This window comes from Pseudomonas vranovensis DSM 16006, from assembly GCF_000425805.1.
Lineage (GTDB): Bacteria > Pseudomonadota > Gammaproteobacteria > Pseudomonadales > Pseudomonadaceae > Aquipseudomonas > Aquipseudomonas vranovensis.
The window spans coordinates 151,720-166,667 of record NZ_AUED01000012.1; the positions used below are offsets into that span (position 1 = coordinate 151,720).

The window sequence follows — 14,948 nt, forward strand, 5'->3', positions numbered from 1 at the left end:
AGGTCGCTGATGGGCATGAAACGATACATGGCGGTAGTGGGGGTGTTGTTGGGTGCCCAGGTGCTGTACGGGGTTCCAGTTAGCAGTGCGCTGGAGCGCGAGCCGCTGTCACTGAATTTCCAGGATGTAGAGGTGCGCACGGTGCTGCAGGTGCTGGCCGATTTTTCCGGCGTGAACCTGGTCGCCAGCGATGCGGTGCAAGGCAAGGTAACCCTGCGTCTGCATGAGGTGCCATGGCAGCAGGCGCTGGATCTGGTGCTGCGTAGCAAGGGCCTGGAAAAACGCATGGAAGGCAATGTGCTGTTGGTGGTGCCGGCGGGTGAGCTGGCGGGCCAGGACCGGCGGGCGCTGGAGGATCGCCAGTACGTGGCGGCGCTGCAGCCCACCCATCAGGCGCTCCTGCCTGTGCATTACGCCCAGGCCGCCGATATCGCGTCCGTATTCCAGTCGCTTGCCGCCGATGATCCCTTCGAGCCCACTCAGGGCATGATCAGTGTCGATGAGAGAACCAACACCTTGATCGTCCGCCAGACACCGGAGCGCCTGGAGCAGTTGCGTCAATTGATCGCTAGCCTGGATGTGCCAGTGCGCCAGGTGATGATCGAGGCGCGAATTGTTGAGGCCAATGTCGATTACGAGAAAAATCTCGGCGTGCGCTGGGGAGGTGAATTCCAGTTGGGTGGCGGCCTGACCGTGGGGGGGGGGGCGATACCTTCGTTGATCTGGGGGCATCACGGGCGACATCGGTCCTCGGCCTGGGCCTGGTGCGTGACAATGCCTTGCTCGACCTTGAACTCAGCGCCATGGAGAAGTCCGGCAATGGCGAGATCATCTCCCAGCCCAAAGTGGTCACCGCCGACAAGGAAACCGCGCGGATCCTCAAGGGCACCGAGGTGCCCTATCAGGAAACCAGTGGCAGTGGCGCCACCTCGGTGACCTTCCGTGAGGCTTCGTTGTCTCTGGAGGTGACGCCGCAGATCACCCCGGACAACCGGGTGATCATGGCTGTACGGGTTACCAAGGACGAGCCGGACTACCTCAACGCCCTGAACAGCGTACCGCCGATAAAGAAAAACGAGGTCAACGCCAAGGTCCGGATCAATGATGGCGAAACCATCGTGATCGGCGGTGTGTACTCCACGGTGCAAAGTAAAGTTGTCGACAAGGTGCCATTTTTCGGCGATGTGCCGTATGTTGGGCGGCTGTTTCGTCGCGATGCAATACAAGAGAAAAAATCCGAGCTGCTGGTCTTCCTGACTCCGCGTATCATGAGTGACCAGGCGATTGCTGTGAGTCGTTGATTCTGTGCGAAATTTGATACTTGTGGGGCCCATGGGTGCTGGTAAAAGCACCATCGGCCGCCTGCTGGCCAAAGAGCTGCGCCTGCCGTTCAAGGATTCCGACAAGGAAATTGAACTGCGTACAGGCGCCAATATCCCGTGGATCTTCGACAAGGAAGGCGAGCCGGGCTTTCGTGATCGCGAGCAGGCGATGATCGCCGAACTGTGCGCGTTCGATGGTGTGGTCCTGGCCACCGGCGGGGGCGCGGTGATGCGCGATGCCAATCGCCAGGCCCTGCATGCCGGAGGGCGGGTGGTGTACCTGCACGCCTCGGTCGAGCAGCAGGTCGGACGTACCGCGCGTGACCGCAATCGTCCGCTGTTGCGCACGGCCAATCCGGAAGCCACCTTGCGTGCGCTGCTGGAGGTCCGTGACCCGCTGTATCGCGAGATTGCCGACCTGGTCGTCGAAACCGACGAACGGCCACCGCGAATGGTGGTGCAGGACATTCTCGAGCGCTTGCAGAAGTTGCCGCCCCGTTAAGCCGGGCTTATCCTCGGCGACCAGTCATGCCGTGACAGGGCACACCGTTATCGCGCGGGTCGAGCCATCGATGCCGCGCCTCGTTCATTGTGGGGACACATGCAGACACTTAAGGTCGAACTGGGCGAACGTAGCTACCCGATCTACATTGGCGAAGGCCTGCTGGATCAATCCGAACTGCTGGCGCCGCACATTGCCGGCCGGCAGGTCGCCATCGTTTCCAACGAAACGGTTGCCCCCCTCTACCTCGAGCGTCTGAGCCGTACCCTGGGTGCCTATTCGGTGCTGCCGGTGGTACTGCCCGATGGCGAAGCCCACAAGAACTGGGAAACCCTGCAGCTGATTTTCGATGCCCTGCTGACGGCGCGTCATGACCGTCGAACCACCGTGGTCGCGCTCGGCGGCGGTGTGATCGGTGACATGGCTGGTTTTGCTGCCGCCTGTTACCAGCGTGGCGTGGACTTTATCCAGGTGCCGACCACCTTGTTGTCCCAGGTCGACTCGTCGGTGGGCGGCAAGACCGGCATCAACCACCCGCTGGGCAAGAACATGGTGGGCGCTTTCTATCAGCCCAACGCCGTGCTGATCGATACCACCAGCCTCACCACCTTGCCTGCGCGCGAGCTGTCGGCCGGTCTTGCCGAAGTGATCAAATACGGTCTGATTTGTGACGAGCCGTTCCTGGGATGGCTCGAAGCCAATATGGATGCCCTGCGTGGCCTGGACCAGGCCGCGCTGACCGAAGCCATTCGCCGCTCTTGCGCCGCCAAGGCCGCCGTCGTCGGCGCCGACGAGCGTGAATCCGGTGTTCGGGCCACCCTCAACCTCGGTCATACGTTCGGCCACGCCATCGAAACCCACATGGGCTATGGTGTGTGGCTGCATGGCGAGGCGGTGGCGGCAGGTACGGTGATGGCGCTGGAGATGTCGATGCGCCTGGGTTGGATCAGCCAGCAGGAACGTGACCGCGGCATTCGTCTGTTCCAGCGCGCCGGTCTGCCGCTGGTGCCGCCCGAAGAAATGACTCCTGCCCAGTTCATGGAGCACATGGCAGTGGATAAAAAGGTACTCGACGGTCGTCTGCGTCTGGTACTGCTCAGCCGGATGGGCGAGGCAGTGATCACCGACGACTACCCGAAAGAGATTCTTCAGGCCACGCTGGCCGCGGATTACCGCGCGATCGTGGCCCAGCTTTGAGGTTGATGAGAGTTCGATGACTAGTCTGCACGCCGACGAGGCCTTTCTCGGCCATTACCAGTTGAACCATGACCCCTTCGCTGCGCGGGTGCCTGGTTTCAAATTCTTCCCGGCCCAGCGCAAGCCGGTGCTGGGCCAGTTGCATCACTTGGCCCGCTATAGCCAGCTGCTGCTGGTGGTAACCGGCCCTAACGGCAGCGGCAAGACCCTGCTGCGCCAGGCCCTGGTTGCCAGCACCAACAAGCAGTCGGTGCAGAGCGTGGTGGTATCTGCCCGAGGCGCCAGTGATGCTGCCAGCGTGCTGGGCCAGGTCGCCCAGTCCCTGGGCGTGGCGCAACCGGAAGTCCCCGAGCTGCTCGCCCAGGTGGTGCAACTGGCCTTGACCGGTCAGGAAGTCTATCTGCTGGTGGACGATGCGGAACAACTTGACGAGTCGGCACTCCAAGCCTTGCTGGAACTGGCGGCGGGCACTCCTGAAGGGCGTCCGCACGTGTTCCTGTTCGGCGAGCCGTCACTGATCGCCGGGCTGGAAGAGCTCAATGCCGATCAGGAACGTTTTCACGTGATCGAGCTTGCGCCCTACAGTGAGGAAGAGACCCGGGAATACCTCGAGCAGCGCCTGGAAGGTGCAGGGCGGGGCATCGAAGTGTTCACCAGTGAACAGATTGTCGATATTCACCAAAACTCGGACGGCTGGCCTGGGGCAATCAACCAGGTTGCCCGCGATACCTTGATCGAAGCCATGATCGCCAGCCGGAACACGGCGAAGCGACCATCAATGGGGTTTATGGGGTTCAATATGCCTAAGAAACACGTGCTGGCGCTGTCTGCAGTCGTAGTGGTCGCCGTAGCTGCGGCCGTACTGATGCCCAAGAAGGGCGACCAGGCACCGACCGCGCCTGCAGAGCAGGCTCAATTACCGCTGGGCCAGGGGCAGCCGGGCAATGCGCAGTCGAACAATGGCGGCCCAGCCATCGAGTTCGCCGGTAACTCGCAGCCCATGCCCTTGCCGCTGGTCGGCCAGTCGCAGCCCGTGATGCGCGGCCCCCTGGCCGAGGCTGCCGGCATGGGTGAAGGTGAAGAGGGCGGACCTGCCGGTGATACCGCGCTGCAGCCGCCTACCGTGACCACCATTGCACCGCCTGCGGGTGTTGCGGCTGGTCCTGCGCCAACCCCTGCCCAGCCGATTGCTCAAGCACAGCCGTCACATCCGGTTGCGCCTGCTGCAAGCAAGCCGGTTGCACCAGCTTCGAAGCCAGCGCCGGTCCAGGTTGCAACGGCCAAGCCTGCCCCTAAACCTGCCGAAAAGCCGGCCGCCAAACCCGCTGCCGGTGGTAGCTGGTACGCCGGGCAGAAGCCGGGCAATTACGTCGTGCAAATTCTCGGCACCAGCTCGGAAGCGTCTGCACAGGCCTACGTCAAAGCCCAGGGTGGCGACTATCGCTACTTCAAGAAAACCCTGCAGGGCAAGCCGCTGTACGTGATCACTTACGGCAACTTTGCCAGCCGCGATGCAGCCCTGGCTGCAATCAAAGCCTTGCCAGCCAAGGTCCAGGCTGGTAAACCTTGGCCACGTACCGTCGCCAGCGTCCAACAAGAACTGGCCGCGACCCGCTGATATAGCCTGGTGGCACTACCCCGCCACCTGCTGAGCGACTCCTGAACTTCGGTCAAGCCTGCTGCGTAATGCGCGGCAGGCTTTTCTGTCCCAGACTGCCGGCCACAAGCCCATCTTGCAGTCCAGGCTGAAACGCTTCAGACTCAAGCCATGCCGTTACCACGGTCCGCGATTTAAAACATTCAAAAATGCGACATGGATTTATGGCTATTCGTCATAAATTTGTGGGCTTCCCTGTCGCTGTGCAACAATGGCTCCCCTATTGCCCCCGCAAAGCTGGCATTCGTTCGGCGTGGATGGTAAGTGGTTGTACTAAAAAGAGATTTGCCTTGGTGAGAGGCGAACCTGGTGAGAAAGTGTCTATGAAAACAGGTCTGTACCATCCCGAAGAATTCAAGGATAACTGTGGTTTCGGCCTGATCGCCCATATGACGGGCGAACCCAGCCACCACCTTCTGCAAACAGCCATGCAGGCTCTGACTTGCATGACCCACCGCGGTGGGATCAACGCTGATGGCAAGACCGGCGACGGTTGCGGCCTGTTGATGCAAAAGCCCGATCAGTTCTTGCGTGCCGTCGCCCATGAGCAGTTCGGCGTCGAACTGCCCAAGCAGTACGCGGTCGGCATGGTGTTCTTCAATCAGGACAACGCCCGCGCTGAAGCTGCACGCGAAAACATGAACCGCGAGATCCTCGCTGCTGGCCTGCAACTGGTGGGCTGGCGCAAGGTCCCGATCGACACCAGCGTTCTGGGCCGCCTGGCGCTGGAGCGCCTGCCGCAGATCGAACAGGTGTTCGTCGGCGGCGAAGGCCTGAGCGATCAGGAATTCGCCATCAAGCTGTTCAGCGCCCGTCGTCGCTCCTCGGTGGCCAACGCCGCGGATACCGACCACTACATCTGCAGCTTTTCCCACAAGACCATTATCTATAAAGGCCTGATGATGCCGGCGGACCTCGCCGCCTTCTTCCCAGACCTGGGTGACGAGCGCCTGCAGACCGCCATTTGCGTGTTCCACCAGCGCTTCTCCACCAACACCCTGCCGAAATGGCCGCTGGCGCAGCCGTTCCGCTTCCTCGCCCACAACGGCGAGATCAACACCATCACCGGTAACCGCAACTGGGCCCAGGCCCGCCGCACCAAGTTCGCGAACGAACTGATCCCGGACCTCGAAGAGCTCGGCCCGCTGGTCAACCGCGTAGGTTCCGACTCATCGAGCATGGACAACATGCTGGAGCTGATGGTCACCGGTGGTATCGACCTGTTCCGCGGCGTGCGCATGATCATTCCGCCAGCGTGGCAGAATGTCGAGACCATGGACGCCGACCTGCGCGCGTTCTACGAGTACAACTCCATGCACATGGAGCCATGGGACGGCCCGGCCGGCGTGGTCATGACCGAAGGTCGCCACGCAGTCTGCCTGCTCGACCGCAACGGCCTGCGCCCGGCCCGCTGGGTGACCACCAAGAACGGCTACATCACCCTGGCCTCGGAAATCGGCGTCTGGGACTACAAGCCTGAAGACGTGATCGCCAAGGGCCGTGTAGGCCCGGGCCAGATTTTCGCCGTGGACACCGAGACCGGCCAGATCCTCGACACCGACGCCATCGACAACCGCCTCAAGTCACGCCACCCGTACAAGCGCTGGCTGCGACAGAATGCTCTGCGCATCCAGGCCGACCTGAGCGACGACCAGGGCGTGGCCAGCTACGACGCCGACCAGCTCAAGCAGTACATGAAGATGTTCCAGGTCACCTTCGAAGAGCGTGACCAGGTGCTGCGTCCACTCGGCGAACAAGGCCAGGAAGCGGTCGGTTCGATGGGCGACGACACGCCGATGGCGATCCTGTCCCAGCGCGTGCGTTCGACCTACGACTATTTCCGCCAGCAATTCGCCCAGGTCACGAACCCGCCGATCGACCCGCTGCGCGAAGCGATCGTGATGTCGCTGGAGATCTGCCTGGGTGCCGAGCGCAACATCTTCCAGGAGTCGCCCGAGCACGCCTCGCGGGTGATCCTCAGCTCGCCGGTGATCTCGCCAGCCAAGTGGCGCTCACTGATGAACCTCGACCGTCCAGGCTTCGAGCGTCAGCTGATCGACCTCAACTATGAAGAAGGCGTGGGGCTTGAAGCTGCGGTGCGCAATATCGCCGACCAGGCTGAAGAGGCTGTGCGTAGCGGCAAGACCCAGCTGGTGCTGAGCGATCGTCATATCGCTCCGGGTAAACTGCCGGTCCACGCTTCGTTGGCCGTGGGGGCAGTCCATCACCGTCTGACCGAGCTGGGCCTGCGTTGCGACAGTAACATCCTGGTAGAAACCGCTACCGCCCGTGACCCGCATCACTATGCCGTATTGATCGGTTTCGGCGCTTCGGCCGTTTATCCGTATCTGGCCTACGAAGTACTGGCTGACCTGATCCGCACCGGTGAAGTGCTCGGTGACCTGGACGAAGTCTTCAAGTACTACCGCAAAGGCATCTCCAAGGGGCTGTTGAAGATCCTGTCGAAGATGGGCATCTCCACCATTGGTTCGTACCGTGGCGCACAGCTGTTCGAAGCCGTGGGCCTGTCGGAAGAAGTGGTCGGCCTGAGCTTCCGTGGCGTTGCCAGCCGCCTCAAGGGCGCACGCTTCGTCGACATCGAGAACGAGCAGAAGCTGCTGGCCGCTGAAGCCTGGAGCGCGCGCAAGCCGATCCAGCAAGGCGGCCTGCTCAAGTTCGTCCACGGTGGCGAGTACCACGCCTACAACCCGGATGTGGTCAACACCCTGCAGGCTGCTGTGCAGCAGGGCGACTACGCCAAGTTCAAGGAATACACCGCGCTGGTCGACAAGCGCCCGGTGTCGATGATCCGCGACCTGCTTCAGGTCAAGGTTGCCGACCAGCCGCTGGCGCTGGAAGAAATCGAGCCGCTGGATGCCATCCTCAAGCGCTTCGACTCCGCCGGTATCTCCCTGGGCGCTCTGTCGCCGGAAGCCCATGAAGCCCTGGCCGAGGCGATGAACCGCCTGGGTGCGCGCTCCAACTCCGGTGAGGGTGGTGAAGACCCGGCCCGCTACGGCACCATCAAGAGCTCGAAGATCAAGCAAGTGGCGACCGGCCGCTTTGGCGTGACCCCCGAATACCTGGTCAACGCCGAAGTGCTGCAGATCAAGGTAGCCCAGGGCGCCAAGCCCGGCGAAGGCGGCCAGTTGCCGGGCGGCAAGGTCAACGGCCTGATTGCCCGCCTGCGCTATGCGGTGCCAGGCGTGACCCTGATCTCGCCTCCGCCACACCACGACATCTACTCGATCGAAGACTTGTCGCAGCTGATTTTCGACCTCAAGCAGGTCAATCCGCAGGCGCTGGTATCGGTCAAGCTGGTGGCAGAAGCTGGCGTAGGTACCATTGCTGCCGGCGTGGCCAAGGCCTATGCCGACCTGATCACCATCTCCGGCTACGACGGTGGCACCGGCGCTTCGCCGCTTACCTCGATCAAGTACGCTGGCGCCCCGTGGGAACTGGGCCTCGCTGAAACCCACCAGACCCTGCGCGGCAACGACTTGCGCGGCAAGGTCCGGGTACAGACCGACGGCGGCTTGAAAACCGGCCTGGACGTCATCAAGGCGGCCATCCTCGGCGCTGAAAGCTTTGGCTTCGGCACCGCGCCAATGATCGCCCTGGGCTGCAAATACCTGCGTATCTGTCACCTGAACAACTGCGCCACCGGCGTTGCCACCCAGAACGACAAGCTGCGCAAGGATCATTACATCGGTACCGTCGACATGGTGGTGAACTTCTTCACCTACGTGGCCGAAGAAACCCGTGAGTGGCTGGCCAAGCTGGGTGTGCGCAGCCTCGGCGAGCTGATCGGTCGTACCGACCTGCTGGAAATGCTCCCCGGCGAAACCGAGAAGCAGAAGCACCTGGACCTCAGCCCGCTGCTGGGCAGCCCGCACGTGCCGGCCGACAAGCCGCAGTTCTGCGAAGTCGACCGCAACCCACCGTTCGACAAGGGCGTACTGGCCGAGAAGATGGTCGACATGGCCCTGCCGGCCATTCGCGACCTCAGCGGTGGCGAGTTCAGCCTCGACATCTGCAACTGCGACCGTTCGATCGGTGCGCGGATCTCTGGCGAAGTGGCCCGCCTGCACGGCAACCAGGGCATGGCCAAGGCGCCGATCACCTTCCGCTTCAAGGGCACCGCTGGTCAGAGCTTCGGCGTGTGGAACGCCGGTGGCCTGAACATGTACCTCGAAGGCGATGCCAACGACTACGTCGGTAAAGGTATGACCGGTGGCAAGCTGGTGATCGTGCCGCCTGCGGGCAGCCCGTTCGCGACCCAGCACAGCGCCATCATTGGCAACACCTGCCTGTACGGCGCCACGGGAGGCAAGCTGTTCGCTGCCGGTACCGCGGGCGAGCGCTTTGCGGTGCGTAACTCTGGTGCCCACGCGATTGTCGAGGGCACGGGCGATCACTGCTGTGAATACATGACGGGTGGTTTCGTCTGCGTGTTGGGCAAGACTGGCTACAACTTCGGCTCGGGCATGACCGGTGGTTTTGCCTACGTGCTGGACATGGACAACAGCTTCGTCGACAAACTCAACCACGAACTGGTCGAGATCCAGCGTATCAGCGGCGAGGCGATGGAGGCTTATCGCAGCCACCTGTCACGCGTGCTGGCTGAGTACGTCGAAGAAACCAACAGCGAATGGGGTCGTGAGCTCTGGGAAAACCTGGACGACTACGTGCGTCGCTTCTGGCTGGTCAAGCCGAAGGCGGCAAACCTGAAGAACTTGCTGTCCAGCACCCGTGCCAACCCGCAGTGATATGCGCCTGAAGAGTTTGATGAGGTTTTGAACATGGCTGAACGTCTGAGTAATGACTTCCAGTTCATCGAGGTCGGGCGCAAGGATCCGAAGAAGAAACTGTTGCGTCAACGCAAGAAAGAGTTCGTGGAGATCTACGAACCCTTCAAACCCCAGCAGTCGGCCGAACAGGCCCACCGCTGCCTGGGCTGTGGCAACCCGTACTGCGAGTGGAAGTGCCCGGTACACAACTTCATCCCCAACTGGTTGAAGCTGGTGTCCGAAGGCAACATCCTCGCCGCTGCGGAGCTGTCGCACCAGACCAACACCCTGCCGGAAGTGTGCGGCCGGGTCTGCCCGCAGGATCGTTTGTGCGAGGGTGCCTGCACCCTCAATGACGGCTTCGGCGCGGTGACCATCGGTTCGGTGGAGAAGTACATCACCGATACCGCCTTCGCCATGGGCTGGCGCCCGGACATGTCCAAGGTCAAACCGACCGGAAAACGCGTCGCGATCATCGGTGCGGGCCCGGCGGGCCTGGGCTGTGCCGATGTGCTGGTGCGCGGCGGGGTTACGCCGGTGGTGTTCGATCGCAACCCGGAAATCGGCGGCCTGCTGACCTTCGGTATCCCGGAGTTCAAGTTGGAAAAGACCGTGCTGAGCAACCGTCGCGAAGTCTTCACCGGCATGGGGATCGAGTTTCGCCTCAACACCGAGGTGGGCAAGGACATCACCATGGAGCAACTGCTCGAAGAGTACGATGCCGTGTTCATGGGCATGGGCACCTACACCTACATGAAGGGCGGGTTCCCGGGTGAAGACCTACCGGGCGTACACGACGCCCTGGATTTCCTGGTGGCCAACGTCAACCGCAACCTGGGCTTTGAAAAGTCGCCGGAAGATTTCGTCGACATGAAGGGCAAGAAGGTCGTGGTACTGGGCGGCGGCGACACGGCGATGGACTGCAACCGGACCTCCATCCGCCAGGGTGCCAAAGCGGTGACGTGTGCCTACCGCCGTGACGAGGCGAACATGCCCGGCTCGCGCAAAGAGGTGAAGAACGCCAAGGAAGAAGGCGTGAAATTCCTCTACAACCGCCAGCCGATTGCCATCGTCGGCGAGGACAAGGTCGAAGGCGTGAAAGTGGTCGAGACCCGTCTCGGCGAGCCGGATGCCCGCGGCCGTCGCAGCCCCGAACCGATCCCGGGTTCCGAAGAGATCATCCCGGCCGACGCCGTGGTCATCGCCTTCGGTTTCCGCCCAAGCCCGGCGCCGTGGTTCGAGCAGTTCAGCATCCAGACCGACAGCCAGGGCCGCGTCGTGGCACCGGAGAAGGGCCCGTTCAAGCACCAGACCAGCAACCCGAAGATCTTCGCCGGTGGCGACATGGTCCGTGGTTCCGACTTGGTGGTGACGGCGATCTTCGAAGGGCGCAATGCGGCTGAAGGGATCCTGGATTACCTGGAAGTGTGAGAGGGATCGCGGGGCAAGCGCGCGCCTACAGCCAGTGGGGGCGGGCTGGCCCCGCGATGGATACATCAAAATCTATTGACCCATCTCAGGTCGATAGACAAAAGGCACGGTACTTACCGTGCCTTTTCCGTTGGTGTCTGAGAAAATGCCCGCACTTTTTTTCCGGATGCCGACATGACTGCCTTGAAGAACGATCGTTTTCTGCGCGCCCTGCTCAAGCAACCCGTAGACGTCACCCCGGTGTGGATGATGCGCCAGGCCGGCCGCTATCTGCCGGAGTACCGCGCCAGCCGTGCCAAGGCCGGTGATTTCATGAGCCTGTGCATGAACCCGCAGTTTGCCTGCGAGGTCACTATGCAGCCGCTGGACCGCTACCCGCTGGACGCCGCGATCCTGTTCTCCGACATCCTGACTATCCCCGACGCCATGGGCCAGGGCCTGTACTTTGAAACCGGCGAAGGCCCGCGTTTCAAGAAAGTCATCAGCACCCTGGCCGATATCGAGGCGCTGCCGATCCCTGACCCCCAGAAAGACCTGGGCTACGTGATGGATGCGGTCAGCACCATTCGACGCGAGCTCAACGGCCGCGTCCCGCTGATCGGCTTCTCCGGAAGCCCGTGGACGCTGGCCACCTACATGGTCGAAGGCGGCTCGTCGAAAGACTTCCGCAAGACCAAGGCGATGCTCTACGACAACCCGCAGGCCATGCACCTGCTGCTCGACAAGCTGTCCCAGTCGGTCATCAGCTACCTCAATGGCCAGATCCTGGCCGGTGCCCAGGCTGTGCAGATCTTCGACACCTGGGGTGGCAACCTGTCGGCAGCGGCGTACCAGGAATTCTCCCTGGCCTACATGCGCAAGATCGTCAGCGGCCTGATCCGCGAGCACGAAGGGCGCAAGGTACCGGTGATCCTGTTTACCAAGAATGGCGGCCTGTGGCTGGAAAGCATCGCCGAGGCCGGCGCTGATGCCCTCGGCCTGGACTGGACTTGCGACATCGGCGAAGCCCGCCAGCGTGTCGGCAGCAAGGTCGCCCTGCAGGGCAACATGGACCCGACCGTGCTGTACGCCAAGCCTGAAGCCATTCGTGCTGAAGTGGGGCGCATCCTGGCCAGTTACGGCCAGGGCACTGGCCATGTGTTCAACCTGGGCCACGGCATTACCCCGGAAGTCGACCCGGAGCATGCTGGCGCGTTCATCAACGCCGTGCACGAGTTGTCGGCGCAGTACCACCAGTAAGCATTGCTGCAACAAAAAGCGCCCGGCCAATGCCGGGCGTTTTGCTGGTTAAGGTTCAATTCAGCCTGCCTGGGTAATCTATCCTCATCGAAACCCAAACAGGATCTGGACCATGAAAACCCGTTACCTTGCTCTGCTGCTTGCCCCTCTGTTCAGCACCGCCGCCCTGGCCGCCGGCTACACCGGCCCTGGTGCCCAACCGGTAACCACCGTGGCTGCTGCCAACGACGCTTCCGACGACACTCCGGTGGTGCTGCAGGGCTTCGTGGTCAAGCAGTTGAACAACGATGACAAGTTCGAATTCAAGGACAACACGGGCACCATCACCGTCGAAATCGACAAGGAAGACATGCCGGCAGTGCCTTTCAACGACAAGACCAAGGTCAAGCTGACCGGTGAAGTCGAGAAGAAGCTGATGAGCCGTGAGATCGATGTCGATCTGGTTGAAGTGATCAACTGAGAATCATCGCGGAACAAGCCCGCTCCCATTCCGTGGGAGAGGGCTTGTTCCGCGATTTGCATGTCACGCCTTGGCCGGCAACCGGCTCAAATGCAACGCCACCAGCAGCGCCACCACCAACAGGCTGCTGATGAACAGGCCTATGCCATTCCACCCCGCCTGATGCCAGAACACCCCACCGGCCGTCCCGGCCACACTTGATCCCGCGTAGTAACTGAACAGGTAAAGCGACGAAGCCTGGCCCTTGGCTTTGGTCGCACGCCGGCCGATCCAACTGCTGGCCACCGAGTGCGCGCCGAAGAAGCCGAAGGTGAACACCAGCATGCCTGCGATCACCAACAGCAACGGTGTGAACAAGGTCATCAGCAGGCCGCTGAACATTAGCACGATGGTTGCCCAGAACACCTTGCGCCGCCCCAGTTTGTCGGCCAGGGCGCCGATTTGCGCCGAGCTGTAGATGCCCGACAGGTAGACCACCGACAGCAGGCCCACCAGGGCCTGGCTCATGTGATACGGCTCGGCCAGCAAGCGGTAGCCGATGTAGTTGAACAGGGTGACGAAGGCGCCCATGAGCAGGAAGGCTTCAAGGAACAGCCAGGGCAGGCCGGCATCGCGAAAGTGCAAGGTGAAGCCTTCGAGCAGGCTGCGCGGGTGCAGGGAGCGCGGGCGGAAGTTGCGCGATTCGGGGAGGATCTTCCAGAACACCACGGCGGCAATCAGCGCCAGGCTGCCGATCACCAGCAACGCCGTGTGCCAGCTGACGAAGTCGATCAGAACCCCGGTGATCAAGCGGCCGCTCATGCCGCCGATGGCGTTGCCGCCAATGTACAGGCCCATGGCCAGACCGATGTGTTGCGGGTGAATCTCTTCGCTCAGGTACGTCATGGCTACGGCAGCCAGTCCGCTAAGCGACAGGCCCAATAAGGCGCGGGTCAGCAGCACCGCCTGCCAGCTCGGCATCAATGCGCTGACGATCGTGCACAGGGCCGCGCAGAACAGCGCGGCGACCATCACCGGCTTGCGCCCGATGCGATCGGAGATGGGCCCGGTGATCAAAAGTCCGATCGCCAGCATGGCGGTGGACACCGAGAGAATCAGGCTGCTTTGCGCCGCATTGATGGAAAACTCCTGGGACAGCATCGGCATCATCGGCTGCACGCAGTAGAGCAGGGCGAAGGTGGCAAAGCCGCCGCAGAACAGTGCCAGTACCGTGCGCAAGAAGGCCGGGGTGCCTTTCTCGATCCAGCTTTCGGTAACAGTGACGCGAGCGTCGACAGCGGCAGGGGGAATTTCGTGGGCGTGTGGAGCAACAGCAGTTTTCACGGGTGACCTCGGGCGTCACGACCTGGCAGGCAGTGAAAAAAGCATATAGCTGGCTAATGATCATTTCCAATATATTGTTCGACCTGTTTAAGAGGTTTTACGACCTATTGGAGGCCTTCATGGAATTGCGCCATCTGCGCTACTTTATCGCCGTGGCCGAAGAGCTGCACTTTGGCCGCGCCGCGCAGCAATTGGGGATTTCCCAGCCGCCCTTGAGCCAGCAGATCCAGGCGCTGGAACAGGAGCTTGGCGCGCGCCTGTTCGAGCGTACCAATCGTCGGGTTGCACTCAGCGAGGCGGGGCGACTGTTCCTCGAAGAGGCGCGGCAGGTGCTGGCGCAGGTCGACAAGGCTGCTGATGTGGCCCGCCGTGCGCAGCTAGGCGAGCTGGGCGAAATGAAAATCGGCTTCACCTCGTCGGCACCGTTCAACTCCAGCATCTCTGCGGCAATCTATGCGTTTCGCCAGCGCTTCCCGGCTGTTCACTTGAACCTCAACGAAATGAGCAGCCAGGCAGTAGCCGACGCCCTGCTCGATGAAAGCATCGAAGTCGGCCTGATGCGGCCGCTGGCGCTGCCGGAAACCCTGGTCGCTACGGAGCTGCTGCGCGAGCCGCTGGTCGCAATCATCAACGCCACACACCCGCTGGCCCACGGCAGTGAAGGCGGGCTGTACATGGCAGCGCTGGCCAATGAGCCGTTCGTGTTCTTCCCCCGTAGCTACGGCAGCGGCCTGTATGCGCAGCTGCTGAGCCTGGCTCGTCAGGCAGGCTTCAGCCCGCATTTTGCCCAGGAGGCCAGTGAGGCCATGACCATCATCGGCCTGGTGTCGGCGGGCTTGGGAGTTTCGGTGCTGCCGGCGTCCTTCCAGCGCATGCGTATGGAGGGTGTGGTCTACCGGACCTTGCTCGACAGCGATGCGATGACAGCCGTGTGGGTGGTACAACGCCGCCAATCGACCTCGGCGATGGCCCGTGCATTCGTATCGTTGCTCAGCGGACACGAAGCGCACCCGCCCAAGCCCTGAAG

The 14,948-nt window shown here is 62.0% G+C and carries 9 protein-coding genes and 1 pseudogene; 9 read left to right on the forward strand and 1 reads right to left on the reverse strand.

The annotated features are described in order from the left end of the window. Nucleotides 1-99 precede the first annotated feature (99 nt). The 8 genes and pseudogenes from H621_RS27100 to H621_RS0113625 form a co-directional block, all read left to right on the forward strand. Nucleotides 100-1,301, forward strand: a pseudogene (locus H621_RS27100) (type IV pilus secretin PilQ); the annotation flags it as partial. A gap of 4 nt (nucleotides 1,302-1,305) precedes the next feature. Continuing rightward, entirely contained in the window at nucleotides 1,306-1,824 is a 519-nt protein-coding gene (aroK, locus tag H621_RS0113595) for a shikimate kinase AroK (RefSeq protein WP_028943928.1), read from the forward strand. A 99-nt stretch (nucleotides 1,825-1,923) separates the two neighbouring features. Continuing rightward, complete coding sequence (gene aroB, locus H621_RS0113600; RefSeq protein WP_028943929.1) at nucleotides 1,924-3,021, forward strand: 3-dehydroquinate synthase; 1,098 nt, start codon at nucleotides 1,924-1,926, stop codon at nucleotides 3,019-3,021. Nucleotides 3,022-3,037: 16 nt separating this feature from the next. Then, nucleotides 3,038-4,639: an SPOR domain-containing protein gene (locus H621_RS0113605; protein ID WP_028943930.1), complete on the forward strand. Its 1,602-nt coding sequence runs from the start codon at nucleotides 3,038-3,040 to the stop codon at nucleotides 4,637-4,639. Between the two features lie 362 nt (nucleotides 4,640-5,001). Further along, on the forward strand, nucleotides 5,002-9,447 hold the full coding sequence (gltB, locus tag H621_RS0113610) for a glutamate synthase large subunit (RefSeq protein WP_028943931.1): 4,446 nt from the start codon (nucleotides 5,002-5,004) through the stop codon (nucleotides 9,445-9,447). A gap of 33 nt (nucleotides 9,448-9,480) precedes the next feature. Further along, nucleotides 9,481-10,899: an FAD-dependent oxidoreductase gene (locus H621_RS0113615; protein WP_028943932.1), complete on the forward strand. Its 1,419-nt coding sequence runs from the start codon at nucleotides 9,481-9,483 to the stop codon at nucleotides 10,897-10,899. A 174-nt stretch (nucleotides 10,900-11,073) separates the two neighbouring features. Beyond that, nucleotides 11,074-12,138, forward strand: coding sequence for a uroporphyrinogen decarboxylase (hemE, locus tag H621_RS0113620; RefSeq protein ID WP_028943933.1), 1,065 nt, complete (start codon nucleotides 11,074-11,076; stop codon nucleotides 12,136-12,138). Between the two features lie 112 nt (nucleotides 12,139-12,250). Next, nucleotides 12,251-12,598 (forward strand): YgiW/YdeI family stress tolerance OB fold protein, encoded by a 348-nt coding sequence (locus tag H621_RS0113625; RefSeq protein WP_028943934.1) that lies wholly within the window; start codon nucleotides 12,251-12,253, stop codon nucleotides 12,596-12,598. 63 nt (nucleotides 12,599-12,661) lie between these two features. Here H621_RS0113625 and H621_RS0113630 read toward each other — a convergent pair whose 3' ends face one another. Continuing rightward, entirely contained in the window at nucleotides 12,662-13,888 is a 1,227-nt protein-coding gene (locus H621_RS0113630; protein WP_371919727.1) for an MFS transporter, read from the reverse strand. Between the two features lie 152 nt (nucleotides 13,889-14,040). Between H621_RS0113630 and H621_RS0113635 the strand changes: the two genes are divergently transcribed. Further along, nucleotides 14,041-14,946: a LysR family transcriptional regulator gene (locus tag H621_RS0113635; RefSeq protein ID WP_028943936.1), complete on the forward strand. Its 906-nt coding sequence runs from the start codon at nucleotides 14,041-14,043 to the stop codon at nucleotides 14,944-14,946. Nucleotides 14,947-14,948: the final 2 nt, after the last annotated feature.